The organism is Frigoribacterium sp. AC759 (genome assembly GCF_979256015.1).
The window spans coordinates 1-17,558 of record NZ_CEEDMT010000006.1 but is presented as its reverse complement, the minus strand read 5'-3'; the positions used below and the strand labels follow the sequence as shown (position 1 = coordinate 17,558).

Genomic DNA, 17,558 nt, shown 5'->3' with positions numbered 1-17,558 from the left:
CAGCTATCCGCGACATCGCAGCATCACTCCTGAGGGGGAGGACAATTCATGGGGGATCCCAAAGGCGGCAATGAGCCCGTACCGTTCGACAACGGAACGGCCGACGCACTCGTCACCGCGTTCAACAACGCTGCGGACGACATCGAGGGGCAGAGCGGTTCTCGCTCGTCCCTCGTCACGACCGCGTCGCAGGAGTTCCGTGGTCTCTTCTCCGAGCTCTTCACCACGAACGCGGCGACTGCTGCGACAGGTGCCAGCACCCTCGCCACGAGCTTCCGGGCGATAGCGGACTTCGCCGGCGAGCTGAAGGAGGCGGCGAAGCAGGAGAACGACCGCCGCCGCAAGGCACGGGAGTGGCAGCAGCGCCAGGACGACCGCGGCTGGCTCAAGGAGGGCTTGGACGACATCTTCGGCGGCGAGGAGATGCCTCGTGAGCAGCCCGAGCCGGCGCCCCAGCTCGAGCCCCAGGACGCCAACGTCGGTACCCGCGAGACTCCCGCGCCCGGTTCGGGCGGCGGCAGCGGCGGCACCTCGTCGGCGAAGCCCGACGACCTCCGCTCGTTCGCCACCGGCAGCGCAGCCCTCGACGCCGAGCTCGCGGGCCGCCCCTCGACGCTCTCCGGCAAGCTCGCCGACTTCGCGTCCGACTGCCAGTGGGGCGTCATCCACGCCGACGGCGTGGTCTCGAGCTTCTCGACCTGGCTGACCGCCAACGACACCGATGTCGCGTGGGCGAATACGGTCGCCGGCGCGTTCGAGGCGGCCGGCGGTTCGGGCGTCGTCTCGACCGTCGCGGACTCTGCTCTCGCCGCCGCACTGCAGTCCGCCGGGGTCCAGGGTCAGCGCGACGACCTCGTCGTCCCGCCCGCCCAGGGCTGGGGGTCGCCGCCCACGACCGGCTTCACGATGGACCCGGTCAACACGACCACAGGCAACTTCCTCGAGACGGAGGTCGACCTCGCCTTCGCGGGTGCCGCCTCCTCGTTGCGGGTCTCGCGCACCTACAACTCGCTCGACGACCACGTCGGCCCCTTCGGCCCGGGCTGGGGCTCCGTGCTCGAGATCGGCCTCACCCTCGACGACGAGGGCGCCGCGTTCACGATGGACGACGGCCGTGTGGTCACGTTCCCCCGTCTCGGCAGCTCGTGGGATCGCGCCGTCGGCGAGAACTTCTGGCTCGCAGCCGAGGTCGCCTCGACCCTGCCCGGCCTCGGCGACACGGGCGCCGAGACGCTCCTCGTGGTCCGCGACAACACCGGCGGCTGGTGGGCCTTCTCCCCCGCCGGCGTCTGGCTGGCGAGCGGAGGAGGCGCGGGCACCGTCGTCCGCGTCACCCGCGCCCCCGACGGACTCCCGTCGCGCCTGACCCACGCGCGTGGTCGAACGATCGACATCGACTACGTCGACGGTCGCGTCGCGACCCTCACCGCCTCCGACGGCCGCCGGGTCGAGTACGCCTACGACGCAGCCGGGCGCCTGACCGGCGCTGCGAACGAGGTGGGCACGCGACGGTACGACTGGAACGACGCGGGTCTGATCTCGACGGTGACCAGCGCCTCCGGCGTGGTCGAGGCCCTGAACACGTACGACGAGCAGGGGCGCGTGACACTGCAGGTGTCGCCGCACGGCCGCACAGTCCGCTTCGCGTATCTGCCGGGTCGGGTGACGGTCGTCTCGGACGTCGACGGCACCCGGTCGAACAGCTACATGGCCGACAGGAAGGGCCGACTCGTCGGGGTGGTCGACTCCGACGACCAGCGCCAGTCGATGAGCTACGACCCGAACGGCAACCTCGTCTCGGTCACCGAGCGCGACCGATCGGTCACCGTCAACGGCTACGACGAGCGCGGGCGCAAGGTCCGCACCGTCACGCCGTCGGGCGCCGATCTCACCTACGGCTACGACGCCCTCGACCGGGTCACCACCGTCGTGACCGAGTCGGGCGCCGTCGTCGAGTACGAGTACGCCGACGACGCCGAGCGCAACCCGTCGGCACTGGTCGACCCCGAGGGCGGCCGCACACTCATGCGCTGGCGCGACGGGCTGCTCGAGAGCGTCGTCGACCCGACAGGTGTCGTCGTCCGCTGCCACTACGACGAGTACGGCTACCTGATCGCCACGGAGAACGCCGTCGGCGACGTGGCGCGCATCGAGCGCGACCACGCCGGTCGTCCGGTGGCGGCGGTCAGCCCGTCGGGAGCCCGCACGACCTACACGTACGACGCCGCGGGGCTGCTGGTCTCGCGTCGCGATGCCGACGGGGCGATCTGGCGCTTCGAGCACGGGGCGGGTGCCCGGGTGAGCGCGATCATCGACCCCCTGGGCGCGCGCACCGAATTCGGCTACGGCCCGCACGGAGACCTCGAGACCACGACCGATCCGCTCGGCCGTGTCGTCTCGCGTCGCTTCGACGACCAGGGCGACGTCTCGGCTCTGGAGCTGCCGGACGGCTCGTCGTGGGCGTTCGCGCACGACGGTCTCTCGCGCCTGCGGACGATCACCGACCCCACCGGCCACGACTGGACCCGCGAGTACGACGTCACCGGTGCGCTCACCGCGACCGTCGACCCGACGGGAGTCCGGCAGGAGGCGCGGGTCGACCGCGCAGACGGCACCGGCACCCTGCGCGACGCGTTCGGCACCACGACCCTGCGTTTCGACGAGTTCGGCCGCCCGGTGGCGACCGAGGCCGCCGACGGCTCATCCGAGCTGACGACGTACGACCGCTGCGGCCGTCCGGTCGAGCTGGTCGACGGCGAGGGCGGTCTCACACGTCTCGAGCGCGATGCCGGCGGGCGCGTCACTGCGGTCGTCACCCCCTCGGGAGCCCGGACGACCTACGAGTACGACTCGTGCGGCCGCGCTTCGGCGAGCGTCGACCCCCTCGGCGCACGCACCACCCTGACCTACGACGCCGACTCGCGGGTCGTCGCGCGCACGCTGCCGACCGGCGACGTCGAGCGCGTACGGTACGACGCCGTGGGCCGTGTGGTCAGCAGGTCGACCCCGGGTCACGGACAGGCGCGGTTCGATTACGACGCAGCCGGGCGCCTCATCGGCACCCAGGACACCCGCTTCGGTCGCCGTCGCTTCCGCTACGACGCGGCCGGCCAGCTGGTCGAGGCCGAGAACGGTCTCGGCGGCGTGACCCGCTTCGAGTACGACGTCCGCGGGCGCGTCGTCTCCATCACCGATCCGCTCGGCAACGAGACGCGGCGCGAGTACGACGCCGCCGATCGCATCATCGCCGTCACGGACCCGCTGGGCCGGACGACGACCGCTGCGTACGACGCTGCGGGCCGCCAGGTCTCGCAGCAGGACCCCACGGGCACGACCACCACGTGGACCCACGACGCTTCGGGGAACCCCTCGGGCATGAGTGTCGACGGGCGCGTGCGGTCGTCGTTCACCCGCGACGCGTTCTCGCGGTCGATCGTGGTGACCGATCACACTCGCTCCGACGGGGTCGACCTCGAGCACGAGCTCACGTTCGACCGACGGGGGCTCCTCGTCCGCCGTGCCCGCGGCGGCGAGGCGATCTCGTGGGAGTACGACGCCGACGGCCGACGCACCGCACGCATCGATCCCGACGGCAGTCGTCTCGACTATCGTCGCGACGCCGCGGGTCGCGTGGTCTCCGTCGTCCACGGCGGACAGGACAGCGCGCACGTCTCGTACGACGCCGCTGGTCGGGTCGTCGAGGCCACGACCGGTGGCGACCTGCAGACCTGGGACTACGCGGAGGGCCATCTCTCCCGGCACACGAGCACGACTTCCGAGGGCTCGTCGACGACTCGGATCATCCGCGACGCCGAGGCGCGCATCGTCGCTCTCGACACCGTCGACGGTCGGGTCGACTACACCTACGACGCCGCCTGCCAGCTGGTCGGTCTCGAGCGCGAGGGCCGCACCTCGACGTGGTCCTACGACGCCGCCGGCCGGCTGACGCATGAGCTGGTCGATGGCCGGGTGCGCAGCTTCCGGTACGACGCAGCGGGTCAACTCGTCTCCGAGGAGGCGCGGGTCGGTTCATCGACGGACGCTCTCGACACCGTCGTGGTCGCCTCCGTCGAGTACGTGCACGACGGCCTGGGCCGTCGGATCCGCCGGATCGACACCGACGGCTCGTTCACCGAGTACGCCTGGAGCGACCTCGGCTGGCCCACGGCGATCACCGCACGCGACAGCGACGGCGGCATCGTCTCGCAGACGAGTCTCTGGGTCGATGTGCTGGGCGAGCTCGCCACGATCGACGGTGTCGACACCTGGTGGGACACCGCCAGTGCTGTGCCGTCACTCGTGTCGATCGGTGGCGCACCAGTCGTGACGATTCCCGGTGGCGCGACGACAGTCGGTGGTGAACAGCTCGAGCCGACCTGGCGCGGCGCCCGCGCGACGGACGTCACCGACCCGTGGGAGGCGCTTCGCACCTCCTCGGGGATCCCCGGTCTCGAGCTGCCCGCCGGCGTGGAGTTGTCCGCATCGGGTGGCCTCGCGGTCGCGGGTCTCGACTGGCTCGGGGCGCGGGTCTACGACCCGTCGACCCGAGGATTCCTGTCGACCGATCCGCTGGCGCCTGTGCTGGGCGCAGGCTGGGCCGGGAACCCCTACTCGTATGCGGGCAACGACCCGATGCACGCCCTCGACCCGCTCGGGCTGCGCCCCGCGACGGACGCGGACCTCGACGCCTACGCGAAGGCGAACCAGGGTGCTCTGGCAGATGCGGGCGATTGGTGGGGTGAGAACTGGGAGTACGTCGCAGCTGGCGCTGCGATCGCCGTTGGCGTGGGCCTCATGTTCACGGGCGTCGGTGGTCCTGTCGGCATGGCCTTGATCGGCGCGGCATCCGGTGCTTTCATCGGCGGTGGTGTCTCAGTTGTCTCGCAGAAGGCTCAGACAGGAGAAGTCGACTGGGGCAAGGTCGCCACGGACGCAGCCATAGGAGGTGTGCTCGGGGGCGCTGGAGGCGCGGCGGGTGCGTTCGGCAAGGCAGCAATGGCATCGGCTCCTGCGGCTCAGGCCGGACGAGCCGTGGCAGTCAACGTCGCGGCCAACGGCGGAGTCGGCGCGGTCGGCGGTGGCGCCACCTATCTGGCCAGCCATGGCGGGCGAATCGAGAACGGTTGGGACTTCGCGGGTGCGATCGTCGGTGGGGGCGTGTCTGGGTCGGTCGGCGGACTGGCAGGACCGGCAGGTGGCACGATCGCTCGCAATCTGGGACACACGGCAACCAGTGGTGTGGCGACGGCGAGCACGGTCGTTCTCAACGGCGTGGGGTCGTCTGCGGGTACAGCGGTGCAGAGCATCGTGGCGGGTGAGGACGTGAACCCGCTCGAGGTCGCTGTGAATGGAGTTGTCGGGTCTGGGCTCTCAGCCCTGCCACTCGACCGCGTGATTCCCGGCCAACATGGGGTCAACACGCTTGCGCAGATGCCCTACTTCAGTCCGCGGTCGTTGACTGGAGCGCTCAATCTCGGGGCGCACAACACGGCTGGCCTTTTCGGATCCGCCGTCGGCGGTACGGTCGTGGGAGGCGGGGTGGATGTGTTCCGCGACAGTGTCGGCTTGACCGTCGACTAGAGAACGGTGATGACGATGGCGGCATCGAGACAGTCGAAGCGACCGATCAACGCGGTGGCGGCCATGTTGGCCGTCGTGGGCCTTGTGCTCGGGTTGTGGGTCAGCACAGCGATCGGGGGCGCAGGCGTGCTCGCAACCGTCATCACGTTGGTCGCCGGACTCGCGTACGGCCTGCTCCTCTTCGGCTTCCCGCCCCGCAACAGAGCGATCGGTCTCGGTCTTCTCGCACTCGTCCCGGTGGTCATGATCGTCATCGTCGCGAACCAAGACATCGTCGGATCCGTCCAGTACGCCTGGATCTTCGGCTTCATAGCCGGGGGTATCGCAGGCGGGTACGCATGGCCCTGGTCGCGAGCCACCGTCGCGAAGAGAGCCGGTCGAGGCGATAATTCGCCCTCTGATCCCCGATAGACGTCAGTATCCGAGGTCGTAATCGACCTGGGTCTCCGACCTATCGAAATCCTGAGCCTTGAAAAATGAGTAATGAACTTGGTCAAAGACAATCGCGAGGCCGACTGGCTTTTGCCTTTTTGATGTGCCTAGCTGGAATCGTGCTGGTCTTCATGGTCGGAGGCTCTAGGACTTCTTCTGCATTACCCATTTTCATTAGGACACTCTTAGCAGGAGCCGTCTTCAGCTCGTTCATCTTTTCCAGTGCTGAAAATGAAATTGGCTTATCTCGTCATGCTACTTGGCCCGCTCGGTATCTTGGGTCTTTTGAACTGGCTCTCTGAACCCTGGGCAACCGGTCAAATAACTTGGTTTATCGGAACCCTGGTTGGCACTGTTTTCGGTTCGCACCTGAGATATCTAGTCATGTCCAATCGGCATCGATCCTGGTAGTCAGCGACTAGTAGGAATGAGGAATGAGGAATGAGGAATGAGGAATGATCTTGGCCAACGCCAATCACGAGAGCGTCTGGTGTTTGCGGGCGTGATGTGCCTGGTTGGAATCATGCTGGTCTTCATGGTCGGAGGCTCTAGGACCTTCTCTGTATTACCCACTATCATTGGGGCATTACTGGCAGGAGTCATCTTCGGCTCGTCTACTTTTTCACTACTTGGAATAAAATGGGCTTATCCCGTCATGCTCCTGGGCCTACTCACCATCTTGGGCCTCATGACTAGACTCCCTGGCCCCTGGGCCACCGGTCAAATAACGTGGATTTTCGGAACTTTTGCTGGAACTATTTTCGGCTCACACGTGAGATATCTAGCGATGTCCCGTAGGCGTCGGTCCTCCTAGTCGGTGGATCGTCTTCTGAACAGTTGGCGGCCTTGCCGCCACGCATGCGCGACGTTGACAGCCTGCTAGACAAAGCAATGAATCTTCTTCTGCTAGACCGGACGCAAATGCTGGAAGATATCGCGCCGATTCCTGATGGAATCGTCAGCATCGCACCGACAACAGCGGACCTGTAGCCCCTTACGTCGGAACATCAAAAGGCCTGGGAATTTATAGAACCATTGGGGCTTTAGCTGTTTAGCCTCGGGGCAAGTCCCGGTTCAAACTGCGATCACTAGACTCAGGAGAACCTCACGTGTCAAACAACATGGATAGCAGCGAGGACAATGTGCGCCCGGTACCGCTGGGGGGCAAGACAGCACGAAGACTGCGCCTCCTCACCCTCATCGGTGCGCTTCTCGACATCCTCATTGCCATCGCAGTCGTCACTCAAGTCCCTCTGAGCACAACGATCTCGTACACCCGCATCTCATCAGAGTCGCAGGTCCCGCTCTTCGGCCTGCTTGCGGCACCAGTGCTGCTCTCAGCCTTGTGGTGGCAGACGCGGTCGGCTGAGACGCAACCACTCCCTGACAAGGAGCGCGTCCTTCTGATCGCGATCTCCGTACCGTTCCTGGGATTCTTCACGATCGGGCAACTTTTTATGGCGCGGGATTACCTCATCGCAGGCGGGGTTCTTCCGGCCTGAGCTGGGAAGAGCTTCTCGCATCACCCGATTAACGATGCCCCGTAGCGTGGACCGTCACCGCGAGGCAATAGCTAGATTGGCGGGGCGACGTGTGGGTCAGCAGACGAGACATATGAGGTCATTCCATGAGCAACGCGCCTGCCGCCGGTGACGTCGAGTCGGAGCATGCCGCGAGACCTCTGGGCGGGAGGACGATCGTCTGGCTACGACGGGTGCTGATTGCGGGCGTCCTTCTCGACATCGTCGTGGCAGTTTTCGTAGTCACCCAGGTTCCCACCGGCACCACGGTCTCCTACACGAGGGCTTCGAGAGAGTGGCAGATGCCTCTCTTGGTTCTACTCATCGCCCCACTTGTGCTGATAAGCCTATGGTGGCGGTCTCGTCGGGCGGCAAGCGAGTCGCTACCAAGAGAAGAACGAAGATTTCTCCTCGTGATCTTCGTGCCATTCTGGCTCTTCTTCGTTGTGGGGCAGCTCTTCATGGCTCGTGACTTCCTCATCGCAGGCGGAGTGCTGTAAGGCCACAGGGCTAAGCAGCCGGACTGGCGTCGCGACAACCAGCAGCAGACTGAAGCTCAGCCCTTGAGTCCGAAATCCGGGAAGGCAGCAGATGGCGAGCGCACGAGACGATGGCGATCGGAACCCAACAGACAAAAGCGAATGGCTGCCTCGAGATCCAAAGGGTCACAGACTCATACGAGTGACACGCAATCTTGTTCTTTTCTGCATTCTACTGGATATCGTTATTGCCATTTATACGTTCACGCAAGTACCACTTGACACGACTACTCGGTATACTCGCCATTCAAAAGAGTATGAGATACCCGTCTTTGTTCTATTCGGGATGCCTACGGTCCTGGCCCTCTTGTGGCTTCGTTCGCGTCGAGCTGCCTATGACCCCTTGCCGCCGAATGAGCGAAAGATTCTTTTTGCGCTTGGGATTCCCATGCTGTCATTTATGATTGTGAGTCAGTTCGTTGTGATGAGAGACTTCCTCGAGGCTGGCAGCTCACTAGGATGACGACGCAGTTCGCCCTTTTTCTCACACACACGACATCGAGAGTGGATTCCATTGCGGTACTGCCAGATGATGCTATGGTCAATCGCCAGCCCGAGAGAGACTTTCATACAGTGACGGATTCAGCTTTTGGCAAGAAGTAAGCCAGCGATCTCTGGCTACAAGCCTATGCCTCGAATCCAGCGACGTTACAATGCGGTCTTGGCGGTTGTGAACATCGTGGTCGCAATCGTATTGCTGCTGGTTCTGCAAGCTGATGCGAGTTCGGCTTTCATGACACTGGGCTTGGGGATCTTGACCGCCGGCCTGTTGGCGTACTCGTCATCTTTGTGGGGAACGCTCTCCGCTGCCGTTCTTTCGATTGCCGGGCCACCCCTTCTGAACACCACACTGCCAGATGATGAGATCGTCTTAGGCCCTTGGTTCTTCTCCATGATCGCTGGATGGTTCATCGGGTCGACTATTCGCGCACCGAGAAGCGAGCAGGTCAGAGAGCGAGAAGCCACCAGTTCAGAACTCCAATGGTCGGTCGGACGTAAGACATTCGCCGAAGATGCGCCCACGACCGAACAGGCCGTCAGCAAAGTCCGCGCATTGGACGGGATGACTCGGTCCCACGTCGTTCTCAAGCACAAGGGCTCCAGGCTCGACATCTGCGGGCGGGCCGATGGGGCCTTAGCGGTATTCCATTCCCCAGACACCCTGGACGACGACGCCTGGAGCATGGCGATGACGTCCACAGCGTCCCGAGACCACGTGACGGTCATGATGGGCAGCATCGTCAACTCCGTCGAGCAACGCCACACGGTTCTCGTCAGCGAGGCCGAGGAAGCAGCCCGCCATTTTCTGGCATCTGGATCCATGAGCTCAACACTGACCTGGTGGACGAGCGCCGATGTCCTTTTGATCAAACCGCACCTCGGCGAGTAGCACAGCACGATCCGCGAGCGCTTCGGACCGGATGGGCACTCCCGAGAATCGTACCCGTCTCCCTGGTCGACAGGACAGGCGACCTGACCGTTCGGATCCCCGAGCGGCAGCACCCCGACAGACCGGTTCGTGCCAGGATGTCCAGCGAGCACGCCGATCGCCGGCACCAGGGGGACTCCATGAGCACAGACCGCACCGCCGCATCCACCGAGACGAAGCCTCGTCGGCTGACCTCCACCAAGCCGGTCGCGATGCCGTCGTCGACGCGCAGGATCCTGGCCCCGCTCGCGTACGTGCTCGGTCTGGCCGCAGCACTCCTCGGCGGAGCGAACACCGGCCTGGCGATCACGCTCAGCCTCGTGGTGCTGGTCGCCTCGCTCCTCCTCGGACGCCTCCGTGACCGCAGTCGGGCGATCGCGGTGCCGATCACCCTGGTGAGTGTCGCGAGCGTGCCCATGATCACCTCCGGCGCCCCGAACATCTGGATCATCCTCGCCTTCGCCGGCGCCGCCTTCTTCGGCCAGACCATCGGCACGGCCTTGAGGGCCCGGCAGGAGGCGCGCGAGGCCATCATCCTGCCCACCGACCCCGCGAGCGTGCCCGGTCGCACCGTGCTGCTGTGGCGCATGGGACGCGAGCAGTTCGAGGTGCTCGACCCCTCCGAGAAGCGCCTCCGCACGGTCATCAAGGGGCCGAAGGGCAACATCCCCACCAGCATCGAGCTGCGCCGTGGCACCGGGGGTCTCGACATCCTCCGACCGGGCGATGTCCCCATCGCGGTGCTCCACGCCATGGACGTCAGAACCGGCCCCTGGTACGAGATCATCGACCCGATCGTCGCCCGCGGGCCTGGTCAGCCGATCCCGGCCAACCCGTCCACCGCCGTGCTGCTCGATCGCACCACCGAGGCCGCGGTCCACTTCAGCCGCACCGGCGAACCGGCGCCCTCGGCCCCCTGGGCCCTGAGCACCCGCCGCTGAGAGCGATGCACCCGCCGGTCACGAAGGGAGCGCCGCCACCCACGCCCTGAACGACGCCAGTTCGGCGTCGCGCAGCACCACGGTGGGCGGCGCATCGACGTCGGCGGACAGGAACGCCAGGCCGCCCGGAGCCTCACCCTCCAGCATGTCCCCCACCGCCGTGCCGGACTTCTTCGGCCATGCCTGCGTCCACACCGCATAGAACGACGGCCCGTGGGTCGTCTCGAGGATGGCCGTCTCGTCGTCCATGAAGCGATGCACCTCGTCGAGCCTCACCCCGGCGCGCCCCTCGGGCACCGTGAACACGATGCCCGGCACGCTCGGCCGACGCTTTGACGGGACCTCGACCGCCGCCGCTTCGGCCGTCGCCCCGCCACCCGACCACGGTGCCACCGGAATCCGGGGCCACGGCTCGACGGGCGCCGCGCGCTCGTCGTCGTCACGCTTGCGGAACAGTCCGAACACGTCATCCCCCTGACTCGAGGCGCCGCCACCCGGCCCTCGCGTGCCCCGACGCTACCAAGCCGAGGAGGCGCGGCCCGCTTCCCCGCGCCTCCTGCGTCCAGGTGACGCGAACGGGTGCCCGGGCGTCCGGGACTTCGCCGGTAGCGTCACTTCGACGGGCCGGCCGCGCCTCCTCTCCACAACCACCCCGGCAGCGCCCTCCGGTACGCGAGAATGGGCCGATGAGCGCTTCACTCGTGGCCAAGGGCCTGGCCGGCGGCCACGGCCACCGCACCCTGTTCGACGACCTCGACCTCACGGTCGCACCGGGCGACGTCGTGGGCGTGGTGGGCGTGAACGGGGCCGGCAAGTCGACCCTGCTGCGCCTCCTCGCCGGGGTCGACGAGCCGCAGGGCGGCACCATCACCCTCAACCCGGGCGACGCCTTCGTGGGCTGGCTGCCGCAGGAGCACGAGCGCCTCCCCGGCGAGACCGTCGCCCAGTACATCGGGCGCCGCACCGGCAGCACCCAGGCCACCGCCGAGATGGACGCCGCCGCGGCAGCCCTCGGCGACCCCGACCCGGCACCCCGCCCCGACGGCCTCGACCCCGCCGACGTGTACTCGACGGCGCTCGAGCGCTGGCTCGCGAGCGGTGCCGCCGACCTCGACGACCGCCTCCCGGGCGTGCTCGCCGACCTCGGCCTCGAGACCGCGAGCGCGACGTCGTCCGCCGACCCCGGCACGGCCACCGTCGGCCCCGACACCCTGATGACCGCCCTCAGCGGAGGCCAGGCCGCCCGCGTCGGGCTCGCCGCCCTGCTGCTCAGCCGCTTCGACATCGCCCTGCTCGACGAGCCCACGAACGACCTCGACCTCGACGGCCTCGAACGACTCGAGCGCTTCGTGCAGGGCCAGCGCGGCGGGGTCGTGCTCGTCAGCCACGACCGGGAGTTCCTCGCCCGCTGCGTCACGAAGGTGCTCGAACTCGACCTCGCCCAGGCGTCGAACCGGGTCTTCGGCGGCGGCTACGACTCGTACCTCGACGAGCGCGAGACCGCCCGCCGTCACGCGCGCGAGGCCTACGACGAGTTCGCCGACAAGAAGGCCGACCTGGTGGGGCGCGCCCGTGTGCAGCGCGAGTGGTCGAGTCAGGGCGTGCGCAACGCGATGAAGAAGTCGCCCGACAACGACAAGATCCGTCGCAAGGCCGCGGCCGAGTCGAGCGAGAAGCAGGGCCAGAAGGTCCGCCAGATGGAGAGCCGCATCGCCCGCCTCGAGGAGGTCGACGAACCCCGCAAGGAGTGGCAGCTCGAGTTCACCATCGGCGAGGCGCCGCGCTCGAGCGCCGTCGTCTCGACCCTCAGCGGCGCGGTGTTCCGCCAGGGCGACCCCGCGACGGGCGAGTTCGTGCTCGGACCGGTCTCGGTGCAGGTCAACGGCGGCGACCGCATCGGCATCACCGGGCCCAACGGCGCCGGCAAGTCGACCCTGCTGCGCGGTCTGCTCGGGCGACAGGAGCCGAGCGAAGGAGGCGCGAGTCGCGGAGCCAGCATCGCCGTCGGCGAGATCGACCAGGCGCGGGCACTGCTCGCGGGCACCGTCCCCCTCGCCGAGGCGTTCGAGGGGCTCGTGCCCGACTGGCCGCAGGCGGAGGTCCGCACCCTGCTCGCCAAGTTCGGTCTCAAGGCCGATCACGTCAACCGCCCCGTCGACGAGCTGTCGCCCGGCGAGCGCACCCGTGCCGGTCTGGCCCTCCTGCAGGCCCGCGGGGTCAACGTGCTCGTGCTCGACGAACCCACCAACCACCTCGACCTCGTCGCCATCGAACAGCTCGAGCAGGCGCTCGAGTCGTACGACGGCACCCTCCTGCTCGTCACCCACGACCGCCGCATGCTCGAGAGCGTGCGACTCGACCGGCAGTGGCGCGTCGAGAACGGGACGGTGACGGAGCAGTGAGCCGCGCCTCCTCGGCTCCGACGTCGTCGACTCGCCCGGTGTCGGGGGCTGCCTCGGGGGCGGCTGCGCGACCGGCGTCACGACCGGTGCGCCGACGGGGCGTGCGAGCCCTCGCCGCCGTCGCCGTCGCCGCCACGGCGGCCCTCGTCGCCGGCTGCAGCGGAGACCCGACGCCGGCGCCCACGCCCACGGCGGATCCGTGGGCCGCCTGGGACTCCGCCCTCGCCGAGACCGACACCGAGTCGGCCCGCTGGCTGGCGCTCGGCGATTCGCTGACCGAGGGGCAGGGCGCCTCCGCGATCGAGAACCGGTGGATCGACCTCACGCGCGACGCCCTGCAGCGGCAGCACCCGGTCGACGGCGTCGCCGGCGGGGTCGGCTACCGGCCGGGGGTCTTCGCGGTGTACCCGCCCGACTCGACCTGGGGCGCCTGGCAGTCCGACCAGACGGCCGTCACCCCCGACTTCACGACGCCGAGCCTCGGGTACCGCAGCGTCGACCTCGAACCCGGCTCGAGCATCACGTACCAGGTGCGCGGCACCGACCTCGACCTGTGGTGGTCGCCGGGCGGCGGGGTGTTCCGCTACGCGGTCGACGGGGTCGAGGGCGAGCCGGTCGACACGAGCGCGGCAGGAGCGAGCGATGCCGAAGGAGGCGCGGGTGCGGACTCGAGCGCGGGTGCGGTCTCCGGCGCCGGTGTCACGAGCGTGGACGGACTCGAGAGCTCGGTGCACACGGTGACCATCGGGGTCGATCCCGACGCCGCCGACGGCTTCGTCTTCGAGGGGATCACCGCGTTCGACGGCGACCGCGACCGCGGGGTGTCGCTGTTCGACTCCGCGCACTCGGGAGCGACCGTCGCGACCTTCGCGGCGGATCTCGACGGGTTCCTGTCGAAGGTGGCGGCGGTGCAGCCCGACCTCGTCACCATCACCCTCGGCGCCAACGACGCCGTGAACACGAGCCCCGACGACCTGGAGGAGGGCTATCTCGCTCTCGTCCGCGGCCTGAAGGGCCTCGACGGTCCGCCGACCGTCGTCATCGTCGACGAGTTCAGCTCGGACCTCGCCAGCCTCTTCGACCAGAGCGGATCGAGCGGCGACTACGCGGCCGCCGTCGAGTCCGTCGCCGAGCAGACCGGGTCGGTGCGCGTGTCACTCGGCGACGCCCTGCCGGCGGACGCCGCGGGCGACGGCGACATCACCTCGCTGCTGTCCGACGACGGCATCCACCCGAACGACGCCGGGGCGCAGGTCATCGCGCAGTACATGATCGAGCTGCTCGGGCGCTGAGGCGCCGGGGCGGAGCCGGGCCGGTGCCGGGGCCGGGGAGCAGCCGCGCCACCGCGCCGGGCAGCCGGTGCGCCGGGCAGCCGGTGCGCAAGGCGGCCGGCGAGCAGCCGCGCCACCACGCGAAGAACCGCGTTCGCGAAGATGAACCTCGATATATCGTGGTTCATCTTCGCGAACGCGGTTCATGGGCGCGGCGCCTCGGGCGCCGGCAGCTACTTGAGCAGCAGCAGCGTGGAGTCGAGCGCCTCGGTCGGCGAGAGCGGGGCCTCGTCGCCGGCGCCGGTCGCCGACAGGGCGAACAGTCCGTGCGGCGTGATGACGGTCGCCCCGGCGAGCGTGACGCCCTCCTGAGCGGCCTCGAGCTCGAAGGCACGACCGCCGAGGTCGCCGATGCGCGCATCCTCGACCTCGGTGACGCCCTCCTGACCGGCGATCTGGTCGCTCTGCGAGGTGATGGTGGCTTCGTCGAGCTCCTGCGTGCGCGCGACGGCGACGATCGCCTGGGCGCTCGGGTCGATCTCGCCCTCGGCGCTGGCGGCGCTGTTGGCCCACGAGCACTGCAGCTGGCCGTCGGACTCCGTGCTCTCGTCCTGCAGGTCGAGGCCCTCGACGATCGAGCCGAGCGCCTCGCCCGCGTCGGCGCAGGTCGTGACGGCGAGCTCTCCGGTCAGGTCGCGGTCCTCCTGAGTGGCAGCGCTCTCGCTCGCCGAGCTGCTGGGGTCGCTCGAGTCGGCGTTCGAGTCGCTCGACCCGGTGCACCCGGCGAGGAGCAGCGTGAGCGCGACGGCGCCTGAGGTGACGACCGTCATCGCGGTCTTCGTGGTCTTGATGGTGCGCATGGTGGTCCCCCTACGTCGGCCGCCGACTCGCTGCGCGACGGACCCTGCCACCCTAACGGCGACGACCTGTCGGTGCCCGACCCGCGCCTCCTCGGCTCCCCCGCCCCGCACCTCCTACCAGCGCGTGCGCTCGCGCTCCTGCTGCACGACGGCCTCGCGGTCCGCCAACCCGGCCAGGCCCGACAGCGCCTGCCGCATCCGCGGGTTGCCCATCAGCACCGGCCCCGTCCGGTCGAGGAACGCCCAGTACCCCGCCGTCACCGGGCACGCGTCGGGCCCGAGCCGCTTCTTCGGGTCGAACCGGCACCCGCCGCAATGGTCGGTCATGCGGTTGATGTAGGCGCCTCCGGACGCGTACGGCTTCGTCGCGACGATCCCCCCGTCGGCGTGCTGCGACATGCCGACCACGTTGGCGGGCATCACCCACGGCGTCCCGTCGACGTACATGTCGATGAACCACTGGCTCAGCGCTGACGGCTCGACACCGCGCTGCAACGCCCAGTTGCCGAGGATCATCAGGCGCTGGATGTGGTGACTCCACCCGTGCCGGTGCAGCCCGTCGAGCGTCTCGGCCAGGCAGTTCGCCTCGACGACCGCCTCGCCCGCCGCGTCGGTCGGCGAACCGTTCGACAGGTCGCGCCCGAGCGTCGCGAACACCTGCGGCAGCGGCTCGTGCGCCTCCAGCTTGTTGTTCGACGTCGCGTAGTCCTCGCCGAGTCGCCAGTAGAGGTGCCACATGTAGTCGCGCCACCCCATGATCTGCCGCACGAACCCCTCGACGCTGCGGATCGGCGCGTCGCCCGCGGCGTACGCGGCGGCCACGGTGTCGATCACGTCGCGCGGGTCGATCAGTCCGAGGTTCATCGGGGCGCTGATCAGCGAGTGCGCCATGGTCCAGTCGCCGCTGAGCGTGGCGTCCTCGAAGGGGCCGAAGTCGGGGAGGCGCACCTCGACGAAGTCGGCGAGCGCGGCCTCGGCCTCGGCGGCGGTCGCGGCGAACCGGCGGGGTCCGGCGTCGCCGACCAGGGTGACCACTCCGTCGCGCTCCCAGCGGGCGATGTCGTGCCGCACCTCCTCGTCGATGTCGTCCTCCTCAGGCCAGAGGGGTGCGGGCAGTCCGAGCGAGGCGGCGCCCTTCGGGGGCTTCTCGCGGTTGTCGTGGTCGTGGTTCCAGCGACCGCCGGCGGGCTCCTGCCCCTCCATCAGCACACCGGTGCGCTGGCGGACGACGCGGTAGAAGTCCTCCATCAGCAGGCGCTTCCCGGCACGCGAATCCGCCCATGCCGCGAAGTCGCTCTCGCTCGTGACGAATCCCCGGCTCGGCAGGATCTCGGCACCGACCCGTCGCACCAGGCGTCGCGCTCGGTACGAGGTGGGGTCGATCACCTGCAGATCGTCACGCCCGTCGACGGCCTCCGAGTAGTGCTCGACCTGTCTGAAGTCGACCCGGTCGCCGAGATCGCGCGCCCGATGCCTGATGGCCGACAGCAGCAGCTGCAGCTTCGCGCGGTGCAGCGTGCGCCCTCGCCACGACGACCTCGACTCGACGAGCAGCATCGGCCCGCCGTCGTCGAAGTGCGGGCCGAGTTGGTCGAGGAAGATCCAGCGGGTGCGGTCCATGAGGGGTCGAACGGTACCCGCGGGGGCCGGGGCGCGCGCGCGCCGTGGCCGCGTTCGGCTGCCGCCCGGCGCCACCCAGGCCGAGGAGGCGCGGGTCGGGTACCGTCGACCGCCCCTGACCTCTGGAGATCACCATGGCATCCCTGCTTCGCCGCTTCGCACCCCTGATCATCACCTTCGTCGTGCGCAAGATCATGAAGAAGCGCGGTGGCGGCGGCTCGACCGGCGGCAACTACCCGCGTCGCTGAGCCGCGCCTCCTCGGGCACGCGACCCGCGCCTCCTCGGGTCCGCGAGCCGCGCCTCCTCGGCCACGCGACCCGTGCCTCCTCGGTCCCGCGACCGGCGCACCGCAGACGAGAACCCCCGCGTGAGCGACGAACCCCCGGATGACGGGGTTCGATGCTCACGCGGGGGTTCTGTCGTCTCCGCAGGAGGTGCGGCTCAGCTCTCGAAGGTCGCGTCGAGCGTGATCTCGACACCGGTCAGAGCCTTGGAGACCGGGCAGGTCGCCTTGGCCTCGTCGGCCGCCGTGAGGAACGCGGCCTCGTCGATGCCCGAGACCTCGCCGACGACGGTGAGGTGGATGCCGGTCAGCTGGAACCCGCCGGCCGGGTCGGCGCCGAGCGACACGTCGGCCTTGACGTCGAGGGCCTCGACGGTGCCGCCGGCCTGGCCGAGCACGGCGCTGAACTGCATGGCGTAGCAGGCCGAGTGCGCGGCGGCGAGCAGCTCTTCGGGGCTGGTCGAGCCGTTGGCGTCCTCAGCGGAGCGCTTCGGGAACGAGACGCCGTAGGTGCCGACCTTCGAGCTGGTCATCTCGACCTGGCCCTCGCCGGTCTCGAGGCTTCCGTTCCAGGCGGTGCGTGCGGTGCGAGTGGGCATGATGCTCCTTCGTAGGTGTTCGGGTGGGTGTTCGGAGGTGTTGAGGGGGACTGTTGCTGGTCTGGGGGGGCTGGTCTGGGG

General features: G+C 68.5%; 12 protein-coding genes. 8 read left to right on the top strand and 4 right to left on the bottom strand.

The genetic code is table 11. The features are described from left to right. Positions 1-48 precede the first annotated feature (48 nt). The 6 genes from ACZ6JE_RS07100 to ACZ6JE_RS07075 all read left to right on the top strand — a co-directional run bounded on the left by ACZ6JE_RS07100 (position 49) and on the right by ACZ6JE_RS07075 (position 10,441). Positions 49-5,580, top strand: coding sequence for a DUF6531 domain-containing protein (locus tag ACZ6JE_RS07100; RefSeq protein WP_464318557.1), 5,532 nt, complete (start codon positions 49-51; stop codon positions 5,578-5,580). A gap of 15 nt (positions 5,581-5,595) precedes the next feature. Next, the gene (locus ACZ6JE_RS07095; RefSeq protein WP_320477493.1) at positions 5,596-5,991 is read left to right on the top strand and encodes a hypothetical protein; all 396 of its coding nucleotides are present in this window, start codon (positions 5,596-5,598) and stop codon (positions 5,989-5,991) included. Between the two features lie 1,130 nt (positions 5,992-7,121). Next, the gene (locus tag ACZ6JE_RS07090; protein WP_320477492.1) at positions 7,122-7,514 is read left to right on the top strand and encodes a hypothetical protein; all 393 of its coding nucleotides are present in this window, start codon (positions 7,122-7,124) and stop codon (positions 7,512-7,514) included. 125 nt (positions 7,515-7,639) lie between these two features. Next, positions 7,640-8,032, top strand: a complete 393-nt coding sequence (locus ACZ6JE_RS07085; protein WP_320477491.1) for a hypothetical protein — start codon at positions 7,640-7,642, stop codon at positions 8,030-8,032. A gap of 700 nt (positions 8,033-8,732) precedes the next feature. Beyond that, positions 8,733-9,461 carry a hypothetical protein gene (locus tag ACZ6JE_RS07080; protein ID WP_192061115.1) on the top strand — a complete coding sequence of 243 codons (729 nt, stop codon included), beginning with the start codon at positions 8,733-8,735 and terminating at the stop codon, positions 9,459-9,461. A gap of 179 nt (positions 9,462-9,640) precedes the next feature. Further along, entirely contained in the window at positions 9,641-10,441 is an 801-nt protein-coding gene (locus ACZ6JE_RS07075) for a hypothetical protein (protein ID WP_464318556.1), read from the top strand. Between the two features lie 18 nt (positions 10,442-10,459). On the opposite strand, the gene ACZ6JE_RS07070 is transcribed toward ACZ6JE_RS07075, so the two are convergent. Beyond that, positions 10,460-10,906, bottom strand: a complete 447-nt coding sequence (locus ACZ6JE_RS07070; RefSeq protein WP_464318555.1) for a hypothetical protein — start codon at positions 10,904-10,906, stop codon at positions 10,460-10,462. A gap of 221 nt (positions 10,907-11,127) precedes the next feature. Between ACZ6JE_RS07070 and ACZ6JE_RS07065 the strand changes: the two genes are divergently transcribed. Further along, positions 11,128-12,843, top strand: a complete 1,716-nt coding sequence (locus ACZ6JE_RS07065) for an ABC-F family ATP-binding cassette domain-containing protein (RefSeq protein ID WP_464318554.1) — start codon at positions 11,128-11,130, stop codon at positions 12,841-12,843. A gap of 101 nt (positions 12,844-12,944) precedes the next feature. Beyond that, positions 12,945-14,135: an SGNH/GDSL hydrolase family protein gene (locus ACZ6JE_RS07060; RefSeq protein ID WP_464318553.1), complete on the top strand. Its 1,191-nt coding sequence runs from the start codon at positions 12,945-12,947 to the stop codon at positions 14,133-14,135. A 212-nt stretch (positions 14,136-14,347) separates the two neighbouring features. Here the strand turns inward: ACZ6JE_RS07060 and ACZ6JE_RS07055 are convergent, their stop codons facing one another. The 3 genes from ACZ6JE_RS07055 to ACZ6JE_RS07045 form a co-directional block, all read right to left on the bottom strand. Continuing rightward, positions 14,348-14,974: a hypothetical protein gene (locus tag ACZ6JE_RS07055; RefSeq protein ID WP_464318552.1), complete on the bottom strand. Its 627-nt coding sequence runs from the start codon at positions 14,972-14,974 to the stop codon at positions 14,348-14,350. Positions 14,975-15,088: 114 nt separating this feature from the next. Next, complete coding sequence (locus ACZ6JE_RS07050) at positions 15,089-16,594, bottom strand: cryptochrome/photolyase family protein (protein WP_464318551.1); 1,506 nt, start codon at positions 16,592-16,594, stop codon at positions 15,089-15,091. A 442-nt stretch (positions 16,595-17,036) separates the two neighbouring features. Then, positions 17,037-17,477 carry an OsmC family peroxiredoxin gene (locus ACZ6JE_RS07045; protein ID WP_192061108.1) on the bottom strand — a complete coding sequence of 147 codons (441 nt, stop codon included), beginning with the start codon at positions 17,475-17,477 and terminating at the stop codon, positions 17,037-17,039. Positions 17,478-17,558: the final 81 nt, after the last annotated feature.